This is a genomic window from Blautia sp. DFI.6.71 (assembly GCF_020593585.1).
Taxonomy (GTDB): Bacteria; Bacillota; Clostridia; order Lachnospirales; family Lachnospiraceae; genus Blautia_A; species Blautia_A wexlerae.
Map to the genome: position 1 here is coordinate 1 of NZ_JAJDMJ010000065.1, position 18,019 is coordinate 18,019.

Annotated in this window: 13 protein-coding genes; 12 read left to right on the forward strand and 1 reads right to left on the reverse strand. The window is 43.1% G+C overall.

The window, feature by feature from the left end; genetic code table 11:
- Nucleotides 1–555: 555 nt before the first annotated feature.
- From LJE12_RS17505 to LJE12_RS17520, 4 genes are all read left to right on the forward strand, one after another.
- A complete protein-coding gene (locus LJE12_RS17505) occupies nucleotides 556–939 on the forward strand; it encodes a DUF3783 domain-containing protein (RefSeq protein ID WP_227226571.1) in 384 nt (127 codons plus the stop codon).
- Between the two features lie 28 nt (nucleotides 940–967).
- Nucleotides 968–2,089, forward strand: coding sequence for a glycerate kinase family protein (locus tag LJE12_RS17510; protein WP_227292302.1), 1,122 nt, complete (start codon nucleotides 968–970; stop codon nucleotides 2,087–2,089).
- A gap of 30 nt (nucleotides 2,090–2,119) precedes the next feature.
- Nucleotides 2,120–3,055, forward strand: a complete 936-nt coding sequence (locus LJE12_RS17515; RefSeq protein WP_022380974.1) for a LysR family transcriptional regulator — start codon at nucleotides 2,120–2,122, stop codon at nucleotides 3,053–3,055.
- Between the two features lie 148 nt (nucleotides 3,056–3,203).
- The gene (locus LJE12_RS17520; RefSeq protein WP_227292304.1) at nucleotides 3,204–5,267 is read left to right on the forward strand and encodes a beta-galactosidase; all 2,064 of its coding nucleotides are present in this window, start codon (nucleotides 3,204–3,206) and stop codon (nucleotides 5,265–5,267) included.
- A gap of 8 nt (nucleotides 5,268–5,275) precedes the next feature.
- Here LJE12_RS17520 and LJE12_RS17525 read toward each other — a convergent pair whose 3' ends face one another.
- Complete coding sequence (locus tag LJE12_RS17525; protein WP_026650340.1) at nucleotides 5,276–6,175, reverse strand: AraC family transcriptional regulator; 900 nt, start codon at nucleotides 6,173–6,175, stop codon at nucleotides 5,276–5,278.
- Nucleotides 6,176–6,578: 403 nt separating this feature from the next.
- Between LJE12_RS17525 and LJE12_RS17530 the strand changes: the two genes are divergently transcribed.
- The 8 genes from LJE12_RS17530 to pduB all read left to right on the forward strand — a co-directional run bounded on the left by LJE12_RS17530 (nucleotide 6,579) and on the right by pduB (nucleotide 17,954).
- A complete protein-coding gene (locus LJE12_RS17530; RefSeq protein ID WP_025581048.1) occupies nucleotides 6,579–7,817 on the forward strand; it encodes a galactokinase in 1,239 nt (412 codons plus the stop codon).
- 413 nt (nucleotides 7,818–8,230) lie between these two features.
- Complete coding sequence (locus LJE12_RS17535; RefSeq protein ID WP_227292306.1) at nucleotides 8,231–10,036, forward strand: sensor histidine kinase; 1,806 nt, start codon at nucleotides 8,231–8,233, stop codon at nucleotides 10,034–10,036.
- A gap of 172 nt (nucleotides 10,037–10,208) precedes the next feature.
- The gene (locus LJE12_RS17540) at nucleotides 10,209–11,852 is read left to right on the forward strand and encodes a response regulator transcription factor (RefSeq protein WP_227292308.1); all 1,644 of its coding nucleotides are present in this window, start codon (nucleotides 10,209–10,211) and stop codon (nucleotides 11,850–11,852) included.
- A gap of 430 nt (nucleotides 11,853–12,282) precedes the next feature.
- Nucleotides 12,283–13,425, forward strand: a complete 1,143-nt coding sequence (locus LJE12_RS17545) for a sugar ABC transporter substrate-binding protein (protein WP_055059726.1) — start codon at nucleotides 12,283–12,285, stop codon at nucleotides 13,423–13,425.
- Nucleotides 13,426–13,583: 158 nt separating this feature from the next.
- Complete coding sequence (locus LJE12_RS17550; RefSeq protein WP_173698152.1) at nucleotides 13,584–14,522, forward strand: ABC transporter permease; 939 nt, start codon at nucleotides 13,584–13,586, stop codon at nucleotides 14,520–14,522.
- Nucleotides 14,523–14,533: 11 nt separating this feature from the next.
- Nucleotides 14,534–16,030 carry a sugar ABC transporter ATP-binding protein gene (locus LJE12_RS17555; protein WP_055059728.1) on the forward strand — a complete coding sequence of 499 codons (1,497 nt, stop codon included), beginning with the start codon at nucleotides 14,534–14,536 and terminating at the stop codon, nucleotides 16,028–16,030.
- Between the two features lie 12 nt (nucleotides 16,031–16,042).
- Entirely contained in the window at nucleotides 16,043–17,002 is a 960-nt protein-coding gene (locus tag LJE12_RS17560) for an ABC transporter permease (protein ID WP_055058631.1), read from the forward strand.
- Nucleotides 17,003–17,237: 235 nt separating this feature from the next.
- Nucleotides 17,238–17,954, forward strand: a complete 717-nt coding sequence (pduB, locus tag LJE12_RS17565) for a microcompartment protein PduB (protein ID WP_118566381.1) — start codon at nucleotides 17,238–17,240, stop codon at nucleotides 17,952–17,954.
- The last annotated feature ends 65 nt before the right edge of the window (nucleotides 17,955–18,019 follow it).

Genomic DNA, 18,019 nt, shown 5'->3' on the forward strand with positions numbered 1-18,019 from the left:
GGTAATATGTTTTTTATACCACGAATAGAATTTTTTCATTTGTTCCCTCCTCTTTGTTTTTCGTTTCCTGATACCCGAAGGACTATATTGGCAGACGGATTGAGTGATGCGCAGATCTGGTAAAATTCTGCGGTCTATAGCTTTGATAAGATACTGGGTTCAGAAAAATAACACGACAATACTTTACCACAATAATGCGTGAATTACAATATTTCCCGCTGTTTTCTTATTTGAGTGGGAGTGTTTCCGAAATGCTCAAGGAACATCCTGCGAAATAGTTTGTAATTGATAAAGCCATGCCGCTCCAAATTGTAACACAGAAAAACAGGCATCGATGAAACAGATATCGAAGCCTGTTTTTCTGCGTTGCCGGAAATTATTTTGTAATATTCCTGTGACATAAAAAGTCCTATGCTGGCTATTATGATTGTCAGGTGCGGGTGAAGAGGGTATAATAGTTGTAATTATTTAACCGAATCAAAGAAGTCCCTGCTTCAATTGTAAAGAGCAATAAGTAGTGGGTGGGGATTTACTTGTATCAGAAGGAGTGTTTATATGAAACCAATTATTTTATTAATAAATTTTCAGGATCAGCAGAAGCTTCGCAAGTTAAAGATGGCATTACTGCCTTTTAAGATACGTTTAAAAACTGTAGAAACTCAGGACTATAGTCAGCCAATCGGATATCTGGCAGGAGTCAAGGACGTTTTTCAGGTGCAGATTCCATCAGCGCTGATCCCTCAGGAGCAGATGGAGAAGGAAATGCTGATTCTTGCAGGAATCACGGGAAATCTGTTTGACCAGGTGCTTTACACTCTGCGGAAAGCAGGTACACCTGTGGATTACAAGGCAGTTCTGACGGAGCATAATCAGAACTGGAACTGTATGCAGCTTTATAAAGAACTGGAGAAAGAGCATAATATGTATCATCCGTCTTAAATAACATGGATAGTTGGAGGCTTAAGTTATGAAGGTTGTAGTTGCAGTTGATTCATTTAAGGGAAGTATGACTTCCATGGAAGCAGGAATGGCTGTCAAAGAGGGTATTCTTGCAGCAAAGAAGGACGCAGAAGTGGTCGTAAAGCCGCTGGCTGACGGTGGAGAGGGAACTACGGATGCGCTGATCGAAGGCCTGAAGGGAGAGCGTGTGGATGTGACAGTTACAGGTCCTTATCATGAGCCGGTTCAGGCATATTATGGATATCTCAGGGAAAGTAATACCGCAGTTATGGAAATGGCAACAGCAGCAGGTATCACACTTTCAGATAAGAAGGATCCTATGACAGCTACCACCTGTGGTGTGGGAGAGCTGATTCTTCATGCGATCAGCAGGGGGATCCGCAATTTCATTATCGGTATTGGTGGAAGTGCCACTAATGACGGCGGAGTGGGTATGCTGAAAGCACTTGGCTACAGATTTCTGGATGAAAAGGGAGAGGACGCCGGAGAAGGCGGACAGGCACTTGCAAAGATTGTATCTGTAGAAATTTCAGACAAAAAGGAACTTCTTTCCCAGTGTAATTTCAGGATTGCCTGTGATGTGACTAATCCTCTCTGCGGCTCTCAGGGAGCTACCTATATCTATGGACCTCAGAAAGGAGTTACCCCCGATATGCTTCCGGTTCTGGATGCAGGCATGAAAAATTATGCAGAGGTTACTGCCAAAGTGATCGGCAAAGACAATCAGAAAGCGGCAGGTGCAGGTGCGGCAGGCGGACTTGGATTTGCATTTCTGAATTATCTGGATGGAGAGCTGACGCCAGGAATACAGCTTATTCTGGATGCTGTTCATGTGGAAGAGGAGATGAAGGATGCAGATGTGGTTGTAACAGGCGAAGGCTGTCTGGATCATCAGACTGCCATGGGGAAAGCCCCGGTTGGTGTTGCAAAGATTGGTAAGAAATATGGCGCAAAAACTATTGCATTTGCAGGAAGTGTTACGAAAGAGGCGGTTGCCTGCAATGAAGCAGGAATAGATGCTTTCTTTCCAATTGTACGCGGAATTTCCACTCTGGAAGAAGCAATGGATCCGGACACTGCAAAAGCAAATATGGCTGCAGCTGCAGAGCAGGTGTTCAGACTGCTGTAGAAAAAATTAATGATATAAGGGAGAAACCATATGACACTAACACAGATGAATTATATCATCACAATTTCCGAAACCGGTTCATTAAATAAAGCTGCGGAGGCGTTGTATATTTCCCAGCCTTCTCTGACCAATGCAGTGAAGGAACTGGAGAAGGAGCTTGGAATCATTATATTCAACCGCAGCGGCCGTGGTGTGACACTGACCAATGACGGGACAGAATTTCTGATGTATGCCCGTCAGATATATGGACAGTATGAGAGTGTGGTTGAGAAATACAGTGAGGGTGGTTCCTATAAGAAGAAATTCGGCGTTTCCACCCAGCATTATTCTTTTGCAGTGAAAGCATTCGTGGATATGGTGCAGAAGTTTGATGTGTCGGAATATGAATTTGCCATCAGGGAGACAAAGACTGCAGATGTGATCAGTGACGTCAGCACCATGAAAAGCGAGGTGGGAGTACTTTATCTCAGTGATTTCAACAGAAAGGCACTGCTAAAGCTTCTCCACTCTGCGAATCTGGAGTTTCATCATTTGATTGACTGTCAGGCATATGTATATTTGTGGAAAAATCATCCACTGGCAAATGAGAAATCTATTAGTTACAGCCAGTTGGCAAAATACCCCTGCTTGTCCTTCGAACAGGGAGATAAGAGCAGTTTTTATTTGTCAGAGGAGATTCTGTCTACCAATGAATATTCCAGAACAGTCAAGGCTTCGGATCGGGCGACTATGCTGAATCTGATGGTAGGACTCAATGGCTATACCCTGTGTTCAGGGATTATCTGTGAGGAGCTTAATGGCAGTGATTATCTGGCAATTCCCTTCGAAGGGGATGAGCAGAACCAGAACAGCGACATGGAGATCGGCTATATTACCAGAAAGAATTCAATCCTCAGTAAGGTGGGGAATCTGTATGTCTCTTCATTGAAGAAATACCTGGAGCAGAATACTGTTTCTGTGGAGTAAAGGATGCAAAACAAATAAATGATATTTATCTGAGAGAAATGATATTTACCCGAGATACGTGATATCATATCCTGCAAATTTCGATTAATATAAGAGAAAAATTGATAAAAATGTTATAGTCAGAGTATCAGTCAGGAGGATATTATTAATGAAGAAACTTCTCTACGGAGCAGCATATTACGATGAATATATGCCATATGACCGCCTGCAGCAGGATGTGGCAATGATGAAAAAGGCAGGAATCAATACAGTAAGGATCGCAGAATCCACATGGAGCACCTGTGAACCACAGGAAGGTGTTTTTGATTTCTCACATGTGGAACGTGTTATGGACGCAATGGAAGAAGCCGGGATCAATGTGATCATTGGAACTCCTACATATGCGATCCCTACATGGATGGTGAAATCCCATCCGGATGTTATGGCAGAAACCGTAAAGGGCAGAGGAATCTACGGAGCCCGTCAGATCATGGATATCACTCATCCGGTCTATCGTTTCTATGCGGAGCGTGTGATCCGCAAATTAATGGAATGCACTGCACACAGAAAATGTGTTATTGGATTCCAGGTAGATAATGAAACTAAGTATTACGGGACAGCAGGTAAAAATGTTCAGGAGAAATTTGTAAAATACCTCCGTAAGAAATTCAATAATGATCTGGATGCCATGAATTATGAATTTGGTCTGGATTACTGGAGTAACCGTATCAATGCATGGGAGGATTTCCCGGACGTGAGAGGAACTATCAATGGAAGTCTTGGTGCGGAATTTGAGAAGTTCCAGAGAACGTTGGTAGATGAGTTTTTAAGCTGGCAGGCAGATATCGTAAACGAATACCGCAGAGAAGATCAGTTTATCACTCATAATTTTGACTTTGAATGGCGGGGATATTCCTATGGAGTACAGCCGGATGTAAACCATTATCATGCAGCGAAGGCACTGACGATTGCAGGCACAGATATTTATCATCCAACACAGGATGATCTGACAGGGGCAGAGATCGCATTTGGCGGTGATATGACACGTTCTTTGAAGAGAGATAACTACCTTGTTCTGGAAACAGAAGCACAGGGATATCCGGGATGGACTCCTTATAAGGGACAGCTCAGACTTCAGGCATACAGTCATCTGGCAAACGGCGCAAACAGTGTGATGTACTGGCACTGGCATTCTATCCATAATTCTTTTGAGACATACTGGAGAGGACTTCTCAGCCATGACATGCAGGAGAATGCACCATACCGTGAAGCCTGCATCATCGGAAACGAATTCTCCAGGCTTGGAAGCCATTTGGTAAATCTGAAGAAGAAAAATGATGTTGCCATTCTTGTAAGCAATGAAGCATTAACAGCTCTTAAATGGTTTGGAATCGAAGCAACCGCAGCAGGAGATAACGGCATTGGATATAATGATGTGGTACGCTGGCTTTATGATGCGCTGTTTAAGATGAATATTGAGTGTGATTTCGTATGGCCGGAATCAGATAATCTGGATCAGTATAAAGCAATCTTTGTCCCGGCACTCTATGCTGCACCGGATGAACTGTTGGAAAAACTGAAACAGTACACAGCAAATGGCGGTACACTGGTGGCAACATTCAAGACCGCATTTGCGAATGAGAATGTTAAAGTAAGCCATGAAATGCAGCCGCATATTTTAAGTAACTGCTTCGGAATCAACTACCAGCAGTTTACTTTCCCGAAGAACGTTGGACTGACTGGAAGTATCATTGGAGAAAACAGTATATCTGAGATAGATGGAAGAAATGTGACAAAAGAAACTGCAGATGTATCTGTAGCATCAGCCAAAGTATTCATGGAATTATTAATACCTCAGGAAGCAGAAGTACTTGCGTTCTATGACCATTATAATTGGAAGGAATACGCAGCGATCACCAAGAACCATTATGGAAAAGGAACAGCCATCTACATTGGCTGTATGACAGATAACAACACCTTAAAAGCAGTACTCACAGAAACACTTAACAGCGCGGAAGTTGAAATTCCGGAGTATAGCTGGCCGGTAATCGTAAGAAAAGGAACCAATGATCTGGGCAAATGTGTCAGATATATCCTGAATTATTCTGCAGAAGAGCAGAATGTTGTATATCATGGTGCAGACGGAACAGAACTGTTTTCAGAGGAATCTGTGCAGGATGGAAAAAGCATTGCTGTTCTGCCGTGGAATTTGAAAATCGTGGAAGAAGCATAAAGTATACTTCACATATCTTTCCTTATATTCTGTTTTCTATATTTCTGCGGGCTGCAGCCCTTTACTCTGGAGAATACCTTGGCATAGTAGTTGGAGTCTGTGAAGCCGGATTTCTGGGCGACTTCCATGATGCTGTCATCGGAGCTGAGGAGAAATTCAAGGCTCCGTTCCACCCGGTATTCCTGCAGAAATGTAAACAGGGATACGTTCATGTATCTCTTGAATAACCGGCTGCATTCGCTCTCGCAGAGGTGGATTTCCTCTGCGATATCTTTCATCTGGATTTTGTTCATGTAATTGTGTTCCAGATAATCCATGATTTCACGCATACGGTTGCGTTCCAGTTTGCTGTGTTCCGTATAGGGGAGGTTCTCCGGAAGATTCTGCAGCATACAACGCCACAGCTTCTGCAGCGTTCCGGTGATATCCAGTTCGTAAAATTCTTTTTTCTCTTCATACAGAGTTATGATTTCTCTTACATATTCAGAAAAAACTTCATGCCAGGGCTGCGAATAGTCAATGTAGACTGCAGGAAGAGAGAAATTGTGTAAAAATGGCTCCACATATTTCCTGCGCAGGATACTTCCGTAGGAACCATAGATAATCTTTGGCAGAAAAGTGATGGAGACATATTTGCCGTCTTTCATATCTTCCATGAAGCCTGCGTGGAGTACATTGGCATTTCCCAGAAGGATATCTCCTGCTTTCATATGATAGGTACACTGGTTTACCTTATAGAGAATCTGTCCATCCAGGACAAGGGTGATTTCTATCTCAGGATGCCAGTGCCAGAGAAAAGAGCCGGATTTGTAGCCGGAAAGTTTCTCATAGCTTACCAGCAGCGGAAATTCATCACTGCCATGTTTCTTCAGTTCTTTCTGTGAGCCGTCGGTTATGATCTCTGCCATTATACATGCGTCCTCCGTTGAGAATATATGATGATTTTTAATTATCCTATCTTATAGCAATTCCGGAAAATATTGCAGACAACCTGCTGCATCAGAGAAAGACCGTTATGCGAAATTGCTGTTGATGACTTATATAATATATTGTACACTTATATAGATATAAACGCAAGATTTTACTATTTTCCCCTTAGATTATCAAGGAATTTTATGACACAGCAGGGTATACTTTAATTCAAGAGTGTAGCTGATAAGGCTGCTCCCAAACTTTCATACACATATTCCCGTCTGCCGCTGGTTTTCACACCTGCACTGCCACTGTAAACCGTGAAAATTGTCAGTACATAGTACTCATAAAACTATGTATCAGCGGTCAGACCGGAAAAATGAACGGAGGATTTTTACAATGAATATTCCAAATAAAAATGAATTGACACGTATTTACGGCGAAGCAGAGAAATCAGCAGCACGTTTTCAGGCTGTAGCTGATCATTTCGCAGAAATTTACCATCATGATATAGCAGAATTTTTTACAGCACCGGGAAGAACTGAGATCATCGGAAACCATACAGATCATAATGGCGGTCGCGTAATCGCAGGCAGTATTGACATGGATACCATCGGTGCAGCTTACCCGAACAACAGCAGTGTTATCCGTATCACGAGTGAAGGATATGATAAGGAAGTTGTCGTAGACATCAATGATCTTGCAAGCGTACCGAAGGCTCAGGGAACCGTATCTCTGGTAGCAGGTATGGTGGAAGCTATTCAGAAATTCGGTTTTAAAGTAGCTGGTTTTGATGCTTATGTGACCACAAATGTAATCCGCGCAGCAGGTGTAAGCTCTTCTGCATCTTTCGAAATGCTGGTATGTTCCATCATCAATTATTTCTTTAATGATGGTGCAATGACATACATCAACTATGCAAAAGCAGGACAGTATGCTGAGAATGTTTACTGGCTGAAGGCTTCCGGATTAATGGATCAGCTTGCATGTGCAGTTGGCGGACCGATCCTTCTGGACTTCTCAGACAGAGAGAATCCAAAATATGAGAAAGTAAACTTCTCTTTCCATGATTATGATCATCATCTTGTAATCGTTAATACAGGAAAAGGTCATGCTGATTTAAGTGAAGAATACTCTGAGATCCCTATGGAAATGAAAGAAGCAGCCAAGGCAGCAGGAGCAGAGCTTCTCTGTGAGACAACTCTTGACAAAGTGCTTGCAAATATGGATAAGATCGATAATGACAGAGCAATCTTAAGAGCGATTCATTTCTTCAAAGAGAACGAACGTGTAGAGAGAGCTGCAAAAGCAGTTGAAGAGAAAGATGGTGAGACTGTACTGAAGCTACTCAGTGAATCAGGAAAATCTTCCTGGGAATTACTTCAGAACTGCTATCCGATCAAAGCATATACAGAGCAGAAGATTTCTGTTGCGCTTGCTCTTACAGATCTCTTCCTTGAGAAACTGGGCAAAGGTATCTGCCGTATCCATGGAGGCGGATTTGCCGGTGTTATCATGTGCGTAGTGCCGGAAGAAGAAACAGAGAACTATGTTTCCTATATTTCTGAATTTGCCGGAAAAGAGAACGTATATCCAATGAATATCCGCGCAGTAGGTGCAGTACATATTGAAAAGTAAATATGCCGCAAAAGGTGTTACTGAACATAAAATTATGAGCAGCCAGAGAAGCGGATTGTGAATATCTGTTTGACAAATATTGAGTTAGATGTTATCAGGAAAAACAGGCAGCAGTAAGGTGGATTGGATTGACATACACTTTACTGCTGTTTTTTTGATGGAAGTTTCCTGTTTTGCTTTTCAATGCAAAATTCCTGTATTATAATTGTGATAATATATAATTATGATAAGGATATATGGCGATTTTTTGTAGATAATGCATTTTGTATCTGTTTATCAGAATGTGAAATTTACAGGAATTGCTACAGAATTATCAGATATCTAACCGAATAAACTGTGGAGCAGTTATTCGATGTAGAGCCGCATAACAAAGCGGATGATTTTTATCCGCTTGACATGAGGGGGAAGGAATAATGAAAAAAAGGTGGACAATGCGGAGGGCACTGCTTGTTCTGTGCATTGCAAGTGTAGTGTTCGCACTTCTTCTGCAGACATTTCTGTTTCATCAGTCCCTGCGCAGACAGATTCGGGCAGAGAGCATTTCAGATCATGAGATTTCTCTGAATAAAATGCAGACAGATCTGTCTAATTTTATCCACACAATACGAGGGGAAATGCTTACGATCTACAGTGAGCAGGATCTTATCGCAGCTATGCGTGAAGCTGCTGAAAAGGATGCAAGCATGAAGGATTATTACTGGAGAAGCTGGTATTTTGCAAGGAAGCGTTTTACAAAGGAGGATCAGCTTCTTGCCATGTATCTTTATGATACAAAGGATCATCTGATCAGCAGCTACCGCTACAATTCAGTTACATATCCCAAAGATATTTACAAGGCAGAGTATGATGATAATTCAGACCGGGTTTATGATTATGTGCATGGAAAACGTACAGATCTGATGATTTCCGGATATCACAATTCTGCTGCAAAGAAAGATATTGTGCGATTTGTGCTGAAACTGCACAATTATGATGCAGACAGGAATGCCCTGGGGTATCTGGTCTGTGATATTAACAGTGCGGCACTTACTTCTATTATGGCTAAATATGTAGATGTAGAGCAGGTATGTCTGTGGCTGCAGCCATTAAATGACCGGGTGATCGCAATGACCGGGGAGGCTTCAGAGAGTCAGTGCAGAATCCAGAAACAGCTTGCAAAGGTTGTACAAAGTCATTATAAATCCGGTGAACTGGAACAGGAGTATGATGGGAATTATCTGATCCAGGTGTCTCAGGAGAATTATAATCTGGAGGCATTTGTGCTTGTCTCACAGTCTCTTCTCACTGCAACGCAGAAGACACTGATCCGAACACTTCTTATTATAATGGGAGCCATGATCCTTGCGATTATGGTGATCGTATTGTTTGTGTCTCAGTGGATGACAAAGCCTGTAGAAGAGATGAGCAGCACTATCACGCGGATCAAGGACGGAGAAACCCAGCTTCGGGTGCAGCCCGTAGGATGGTCCCAGGAGCTGACTACGCTGGGTACGGAATTTAATGAAATGCTTGACCGTATGCAGGTCATGGCGCAGGAAGAACTGCAGCATAAAATGCTGGTAGAGCGGACGGAATACAAAATGCTGCAGGCGCAGATCAATCCCCATTTCCTCTATAATACACTGGATACCATGAGCGGGATTGCCAATGCTCAGAACTGTCCGATGGTAAGCGGTATGTGTCATTCACTGTCTGCAATTTTCCGCTACAGTCTGAATATGACAGATGAGCTTTCCACTGTGCAGAATGAGATGGCGCATGTGAGAAATTATCTCTATGTTATGGATGTGAGAAATGGCTCAACGATAGCTTACGATTATCAGATTGACAGCGATACACTGGCAGATCAGATGCCGCGTATCTGTATCCAGCCGGTTGCGGAGAATGCACTTACACATGGTCTCAGAAATGTCCGCCGTAAGGACAAAAAGCTTCTGATCCGTTCAGAACATGTGAAAGAGAATCTGGTGATCACAGTTCAGGATAATGGTGCGGGAATGGATGCGGAATCTATGAACCGTTTGCTGGATCAGAATGATATGAAACGTGTGGAATCCGGCATTTCCATTGGAATCTTGAATGTTAATGCGCGTCTGAAGAGGCTTTTCGGAGAGAAATACGGACTGCATATTGAAAGTACAGCAGGCGAGGGGACAACTGTGACGATCACAGTCCCGGCTGTTTCTACGGAGAATTCCGGTGATATGGAAAATGTGTAACTGTTCAGTACCTTCACAGTTACGAGCCAAAATGCATTAAAAATCACCTGCGGTGATGGCATTTTGGCTTGTATGTCTCGGGATTTTGGTACTTACGTGCCAAAACACCTCGCGGGATAGTAGACTACTGAATAGTTACGAAAATGTTCAAAAATGAGCAAGGAGAGAGACAATGAAAAATATGAAATATAAGGTTCTTGCTGCAGATGATGAATTCTGGAGCAGGGAAAATATCCGGAACCTGATACCATGGGAGGAGTATTCCCTGGAATTTCTGGAGCCTGCATGTGACGGGGAAGAGGTTATAGAGAGGATTGCCGAAGAAAAACCGGATATTATTCTCACAGATATTAATATGCCATTTCTGAGCGGTCTGGAATTGCTGCAGCGTTTGCAGAATGAATACCCTGAAATCATTACCATTGCCATCAGTGGCTATGATGACTTTGATAAGGTAAAGGGTGTATTTGTTTCCGGCGGCCTGGATTATCTTCTGAAGCCTGTGGGAAAAGAAGAGATGGTAAAGGTTCTTACCAAGGCACTGGGACTTCTGGAAGAGCGGGAGAATACAAAAAAGCAGGATGAGACCAGCAAGCTTCAGAAACATAAGCTGTCATCATTTCTGGAAGACAGTGAATACTCGGCACTGCTTTCTGGAAAACTGTACGGGCAGTCAGCATCCCAGACTCATGTATCCAGCACGAATACATTTTCGGAAGTAGCCACACTGATGGTTAAATTTTACAATATTACAGAGATTGCGGAGCAGTTTGAACATGATAATCTGCAGATGTCCTGGAATATCAAGTCCAGATTGAGAGAATTGACCGGTCTGGAGGAGAATGCGATTATTTTTAACAACAGCAATAAGATGAGTGAATTTCTTATTGTAAAGACTGCTGATGCAAAGGAATTCAGAGCACTGGCGGAAAATATTCTAAAGGAGTTTCCGCTGGAAGAATACGGCCCTGTTTCTGTTGTGCTCCATGAGCAGACAAGTTCACTGGATGATATTGGTACAGTTTACAGAGAACTGATCTCAACACTGATTACCCGTCCGTTTAACAGGGAACACAGTATCCTTTCCTGTCCGGAAGAGAAAACCGGAGAGCAACAGAGAAACAGCGAAACGCAGATGGTTGGGAAATCAGCACCTGCACATATGGAGACGGAGTTGTATCATCTGTTGACAACGGGACAGAAGGCAGAGGCAGAGAAGCTGATCTTTAAGACCTGTAATTTCAGACAGTGTGATGATGGAAACTGGACTTACCTGGATGTGAAACAGTATGCGGGCAGGATTACAGGAATCCTTTACCGTTATGTTCAGGAGAAATGCCCGGAGCTTACCGCACAGGCAGAGGAAGCCATGGATAACATTGATTATTATATGAAATGTCTCAATGCACACTCTCTGCTTGTATCCCTGAAAATCCTGCTGGACAGTTTATGGGAGAAGGGAGAAGATAAAAGCTCTGATGCAGGTTCTATTATGCAGCAGGTAGAGCAGATCCATAAATATATTGAGCGTTCCTATCATGAGAATATTACACTCACTGCTCTGGCAGAACAGTATCATATGGATGCAAGCTATCTCTCCAGGACTTTCAGTCAGAAATACGGTGAGACGATCATTGCATTTCTTACCAGAATCCGGATGGAGAAAGCGGCAGAGCTTATGAAAGATCAGGACAAGAAGCTGGAGACGATTTCGTTTCTGGTGGGATATGATGATTATAACTACTTCAGCAGAGTGTTCCGAAAGAAGGTGGGATGCAGCCCGAGGGAGTATCGGAATAAGTTTGCACAATTATAATATGGAAGAAACTCAGGTAGAATTGAGTGGACAGTAACGAAAGCGGAAGTCCTCTGTATGGCGGTTCTTATCGAATCGAATGGATACAGAGGACTTTTTGGGAAGATATCTTTGCCGTGCGTCAGCACGCCTGCAGGTATCTTCTTTGTCCTTCGCACTCTGCTGAACTGTCTTGATTGCATTATTTTATGGAATTGCTATAATCAATAGAGAAAACATACAAGTTACTGGCATTTTGCTCAACTTGTTCATATTTTGTCTAAGTTTTATATATAAACTGGTCAAAAATGTGCAACAAAATTTTCCAAATATGTCCTAACTGACCAAAGGCAAAGTATGGTTTAATATAATCACAGAGGAACGGAAAGCCCGGAAAAACTTCCGTTCAAAAAAATAAGAAACTAAGATTTTTCAAGGAGGGTTTCACAACATGAAAAAAAGAATGAGAAAAGCAGTCGCTATCGCAGCAACAGCAGCAATGGTTGGTTCTTTACCGGCAGGTGCAGTTACAGCACAGGCAGCCGATGACGACATCACAATCGGCGTATCAATCTGGAGCTCCACAGACGTACTTGGAAGCCAGAGTAAAAAAATCATTGACAAAGCAGCAGATGCTCTTGGTGTTAATGTAATGTATGTTGACCAGGGCCACGTATCTGAGCAGGTTACAGCTTCTGTTGAACAGCTTTGCGCAGCAGGATGTAACGGTATCGTAATCTGTAACTCTGCAGACTCTGAAATGACATCTGCCATCCAGACATGTGATGCAAATCAGGTTTACCTTACACAGTTCTATCGTATCATCTCCGAAGAGAACAGCCCTGAAGTATATCAGACAGCATGCAACTCACAGTATTATCTTGGTGCAGTTCATGAAGACGAAGTAACAAACGGATATACACTGGTTAACCTGCTTCTTGAGAACGGTGACAGAAACATCGGCCTTGAGGCATGGACAGTTGGTGATGCTACATTCCAGCAGAGATGGACAGGTTACAAACAGGCAGTTGACGAATGGAACGAAGCTAATCCTGATGATCAGGCAACAATCACAGAGCCTGTATATGCTAACACATCTTCTGAAGAAGGTGCAGCAGCAGCTCTTTCCCTTTACAATTCCAACCCTGATATGGACGCTCTGATCGTTGCAGGTGGTGGCGGTGACCCGCTTGTTGGTTCCATCGGTGCTCTGGCAAACGAAGGACTTACAGGAAAGATCGACGTTGTTTCCACAGACTTCCTTGATGACCTTGGCGAGCAGCTTGAATCAGGCGGAATGTTTGCTGAATCAGGCGGACACTTCTGCGACCCGTTATATGCATTCCTTATCACATATAACGCAATCAAAGGCAACTATGTAAAAGATGAAGGATCCTTCGGATACGAAATCCAGTTCCCATACCTGTATGTATCTTCTTCCGAAGACTATGAAAACTACAAGAAATACTTTGTAGATGACGATCCATACACAGATGAAGAGCTTGTGGAATTAGCAGGATACAGCTTTGATGATCTGAACAAAGCAGCTACATCACTTTCTATTGATGATGTTATTTCCCGTCACAGCAACTAATATGATGAACTTGTGCTCCACTGCCTTTTCTCCAAAGGGCAGTGGAGAAACTTTTAAGAGGTAATTGTCAGTGCCCGCTCGAAGCAAAAGGCCAAACCCTGATGAAGCGTGTGACCTCCTGCTTTTGGCGGGCGATGAATTGGATAAGGAGAATGGTTATGAAAAAACTCAAACAAAGCCAGTATTATGGAATCGGCCTTCTGGTTCTTATGCTTGTAGTTTTCTGGGCAGTATTTAAAGTACTTGCACCGACTACTTTCGGTTCCCCGGAGAAACTGGCCACTTACATGAAATCAGCATTAATTTACGCAGTTGGCGGATGTGGCCTCTACTTTATCTGCGTAATGGGACCTTTCGATATGAGCGTTGGTGCCAATATCGTACTTTCATCCATTATCGCCTGCAATGCAAGTGAGAAATTCGGTTATGCCGGTCTTATCATTGCACCGCTGATCTGTGGTACGATCATTGGTCTCATCAATGGTGTGGTTTATATCAAATTACATATTTCTTCCCTGATCGTTACATGTGCCCTGTCCCTGATATACGAGGCGTTCAGTGTATACGCCACAAACGGAAAGAACGTAATACTTTCAGCAGACTACAGAGCATTTGGTGATTATCCGGTCAACCTGATCCTGGCACTGATTGCATATCTGCTTTGCGCATTCATTTTGAAATATACAAAAATCGGTACTTATACTTACGCCATCGGAAGTAACGAAGTTGTAGCCAAGAACATGGGTGTAAATGTTCCGAAATATAAGATCGTAGCATTTACTCTTGCAGGATTTTTCTTCGGACTTCAGGCAATCCTGACAATCAGTTTTGGTACTTCCATGACATCAGCTTCCAACCTTTCCTCTATGAGCCGTAACTTTACTCCTCTGATGGGAACATTCTTTGGACTGGCATTTAAGAAATATGGCCATCCGGTTATCGCTATTGTAATCGGTGAAATGATCATTCAGCTTATGTTCAACGGTTTCGTTGCACTGGGAGCTCCGACTACGATCCAGAACGTAGTAACAGGTGTTGCTCTGCTGGTTATCGTTGCACTGACAACTAAACCGGTTAAAGGTCTTGTAGTAAAATAAGGAGAACGATTATGGGTGAAATATTATTAAGAGCAGAAAATATTGATAAACATTTTGGCATCACACACGCCCTGGACAACGTTTCCTTTACATTTAATAAAGGTGAGATCCACGCACTGATCGGTGAAAACGGTTCCGGTAAATCTACATTAACATCCTGCCTGACAGGTATTTACCAGAAAGATTCCGGCAAGTTTATCCTTGAAGGAAAAGAGATCACCGCAACCAACCAGGTTGAAGCCAACCATCAGGGTGTAGCCATTATCGTACAGGAGATCGGAACACTTTCCGGACTGACTGTAGCAGAGAATATTTTCCTTGGAAACGAGGATCAGTTTACTAAATGTGGTATCAAAAATACCGCAGCAATGAACAAGAAAGCCCAGGAATATCTGGACAGTTACGGATTCAACTATATTGATGCAACTAAGGTGATCGATGATTACAACTTCGAGGATCGTAAGCTGGTAGAGATCGTAAAATCTACCTACTTTAATCCGAAGGTTCTGGTTGTAGACGAGACAACAACAGCACTTGGACAGAAAGGCCGTGAAGAGCTTTTCAAGGTAATGCACAAGGTTCGTGACACAGGAAACTGCGTAATCTTTATTTCCCATGACCTTGAGGAGGTTATCGAGCAGTCTGATAATATCAGTGTACTTCGAGATGGTGTGAAGATCGGTTCCATCACAAAGGAAGAAGCTACACCTGACAGACTGAAAGCCTTAATGGTAGGCCGTGAGATCGGTGACAGCTACTATCGTACAGACTACGGTGAAAAAGTATCTGACGAAGTTGTTCTTTCTGCAAAGAACGTGACAGTAAAAGGGCAGATCGAGAACCTGAACCTTGATCTTCACAAAGGTGAGATCCTTGGTATCGGAGGACTTTCCGAATGCGGTATGCATGAGGTTGGAAAGGCACTCTTCGGAGCTTCCTATTTCCGCCAGGGAAGTGTAACTCTGGGAGACGGCACACCGATCAATTCCATTCCGGATGCCATCAAACACAGTATTGCATATGCTTCCAAGGACCGTGACAATGAATCTCTGGTCATCAATGATACAATTGGCGATAACATCTGTCTTCCATCTCTGGAGGATCTGAAGACTCATGGATTCCTTCGTGCAAAGACAATGAATGAATTTGCCAATAAATTTGCAAAACAGATGAGTACAAAAATGACAGGCGTTGACCAGTTTGTATCCGCTCTTTCCGGCGGTAACAAACAGAAAGTCGTTCTTGCACGCTGGGTTGGTAAGGACTCCGACCTGATCATCCTTGACTCCCCTACACGTGGTATTGATGTCAAAGTTAAAGCTGATATCTACGCCATGATGGACGATATGAGAAAAAGAGGAAAATCCATTATTATGATCTCTGAGGAAATCATGGAGCTTCTGGGTATGGCAGACCGTATCCTGATCATGAAGGACGGTAAGATCAATGGTGAATTCCTTCGCTCTCCGGATCTGAAAGACACAGATCTGATTGACAATATGATTTAAGGGGGTAAAAAAATGAGTACAACAAAAAAATCAACTGAGCAAGTACCATTTCTGGAACGTCCCATTGTGCGTACGATCCTTCCTATCGCAGGATTCGTGATCATCTGTGTATTATTTGCAATCCTCACAGACGGCAGACTGTTTCAGCCGAAAAATATATCACTGCTTCTGAGCCAGTCATACATGCTGCTGATCTCATCCATCGGCGTGTTCATGGTAATGACAATGGGTGGTCTGGATTTCTCCCAGGGCTCCATGCTTGGTGTTGCTTCCATCGTAGTCTGCTACCTTTCCCATTACAACATGGTTCTGGCAGCGCTGGGTGGTGTGGTAACAGGCGGACTGATCGGACTGATCAATGGTTACTTCAATGTTAAGAGAAAAATCACAAGCTTTATTGTTACAATCTGTACCATGTATCTGTTCCGTGGAGTTTGTGCATATGCAACAACTAACTCACCTGTTTACGCAGTAAGTGATATTTCCAAATACAACACACTGCCATTTATGCTTACTTTCACAGTGATCATCTTCGTAGTGGCATATCTTGTATTCACTTACACAGGTCTGGGCTCCAGACTGAAAGCAATCGGTGCAGGTGAAACAGCAGCAAGATTCGCAGGTATCCGTGTAGAGACTACAAAGATTCTCGTATTCGTGGCAGCAGGATGTATCACAGGACTTGCAGCATTTGTAAATGCTATCAAAGTAGGTTCCGTTACATCTACAGCAGGTAACCAGCTGGAAACACAGATTATGATCGCCCTGGTACTTGGCGGAATGCCTGTAAACGGCGGTGCTAAAGTAAGATTCTATAACATCATTCTTGGTGTTATGACATACAAAGTACTTTCCAGTGGTCTGGTAATGCTGATGATGCCGACACAGTTACAGCAGCTGATTCTTGGTATCATCTTCCTGATCGAAGTAGCAATCTTCAGCGACAGGAAGACTGGTATGATCGTGAAGTAATTAATTGTATAATATCGATTATATAACTGGCGTATTCGTGTGTTATGTTCATACCTACATAAAATCCCCGGCTCCCGCAGAATTGGTCTGCGGGAGTTGGGGATTTTTGTCGTTTTTGTGTTCTCGTCACATTGATCACCATAGTATATTTCTGTTGCTTATCCTGTCAGGGCATGATAAGCTAAACATATAAAATCTGGTATTATGGGGTAATATATACAGGAGGGCGTAACAAATGATAGATATAAAAAATATCAGCACACACTGTACGCGCAGTGAATTTGTAGGGACCGCAGTTCTGGATACGATTGGGCTTGTGATTTCAGGGATTGATGATACTTTGCTGGAGACTATGAACGTAGGAATGAAGTATCGCTGTCTGGGATTGTTCAGCTCCCGTACAGGTGCTGCAGGGCAGATCACTGCTATCGATGATGCGGTGAAAGCAACCAACACAGAGGTTCTTTCCATAGAATTGCCGAGGGATACCAAGGGATGGGGTGGTCATGGAAACTATATTGTTCTTGGGGGAACTGATGTCTCGGATGTTCGCCATGCCATATCTATGGCTTTGGAACTTACGAATAAATATGCAGGTGAACTCTATATCAGCGAGAGTGGACATCTGGAATTTGCCTATTCAGCCAGTGCAGGACAGGCTCTGAATAAAGCATTCGGAGTACCGGTTGGAGAAGCCTTTGGGTTTATGGCGGGTTCTCCGGCTGCAATAGGGCTTGTGATGGCAGATACTGCGATGAAATCAGCGCCTCTTTCCATTGCGAAATATATGACGCCGAATAAGGGAACCAGCCATTCCAATGAAGTGATCCTGGCAGTTTCCGGAGATGCCAGTGCTGCTAAGACAGCGGTATTAAATGCCAGACAGACAGGTCTGGAGCTTCTGATCGGAATGGGCAGTTATCCGGAGATACCGGGGATCCCGTATTTGTAGAGATAAACTTTGTTCGTTACTGTTCACTCCGTTCACAGTAACGTAGCCAAAATTCATTCCAGATT

Coding starts and splice junctions, on each gene's coding strand:
- LJE12_RS17505 (WP_227226571.1), top strand. CDS start 556: ATGAAACCAATTATTTTATTAATAAATTTTCAGGATCAGCAGAAGCTT.
- LJE12_RS17510 (WP_227292302.1), top strand. CDS start 968: ATGAAGGTTGTAGTTGCAGTTGATTCATTTAAGGGAAGTATGACTTCC.
- LJE12_RS17515 (WP_022380974.1), top strand. CDS start 2,120: ATGACACTAACACAGATGAATTATATCATCACAATTTCCGAAACCGGT.
- LJE12_RS17520 (WP_227292304.1), top strand. CDS start 3,204: ATGAAGAAACTTCTCTACGGAGCAGCATATTACGATGAATATATGCCA.
- LJE12_RS17525 (WP_026650340.1), bottom strand. CDS start 6,175: ATGGCAGAGATCATAACCGACGGCTCACAGAAAGAACTGAAGAAACAT.
- LJE12_RS17530 (WP_025581048.1), top strand. CDS start 6,579: ATGAATATTCCAAATAAAAATGAATTGACACGTATTTACGGCGAAGCA.
- LJE12_RS17535 (WP_227292306.1), top strand. CDS start 8,231: ATGAAAAAAAGGTGGACAATGCGGAGGGCACTGCTTGTTCTGTGCATT.
- LJE12_RS17540 (WP_227292308.1), top strand. CDS start 10,209: ATGAAAAATATGAAATATAAGGTTCTTGCTGCAGATGATGAATTCTGG.
- LJE12_RS17545 (WP_055059726.1), top strand. CDS start 12,283: ATGAAAAAAAGAATGAGAAAAGCAGTCGCTATCGCAGCAACAGCAGCA.
- LJE12_RS17550 (WP_173698152.1), top strand. CDS start 13,584: ATGAAAAAACTCAAACAAAGCCAGTATTATGGAATCGGCCTTCTGGTT.
- LJE12_RS17555 (WP_055059728.1), top strand. CDS start 14,534: ATGGGTGAAATATTATTAAGAGCAGAAAATATTGATAAACATTTTGGC.
- LJE12_RS17560 (WP_055058631.1), top strand. CDS start 16,043: ATGAGTACAACAAAAAAATCAACTGAGCAAGTACCATTTCTGGAACGT.
- pduB (WP_118566381.1), top strand. CDS start 17,238: ATGATAGATATAAAAAATATCAGCACACACTGTACGCGCAGTGAATTT.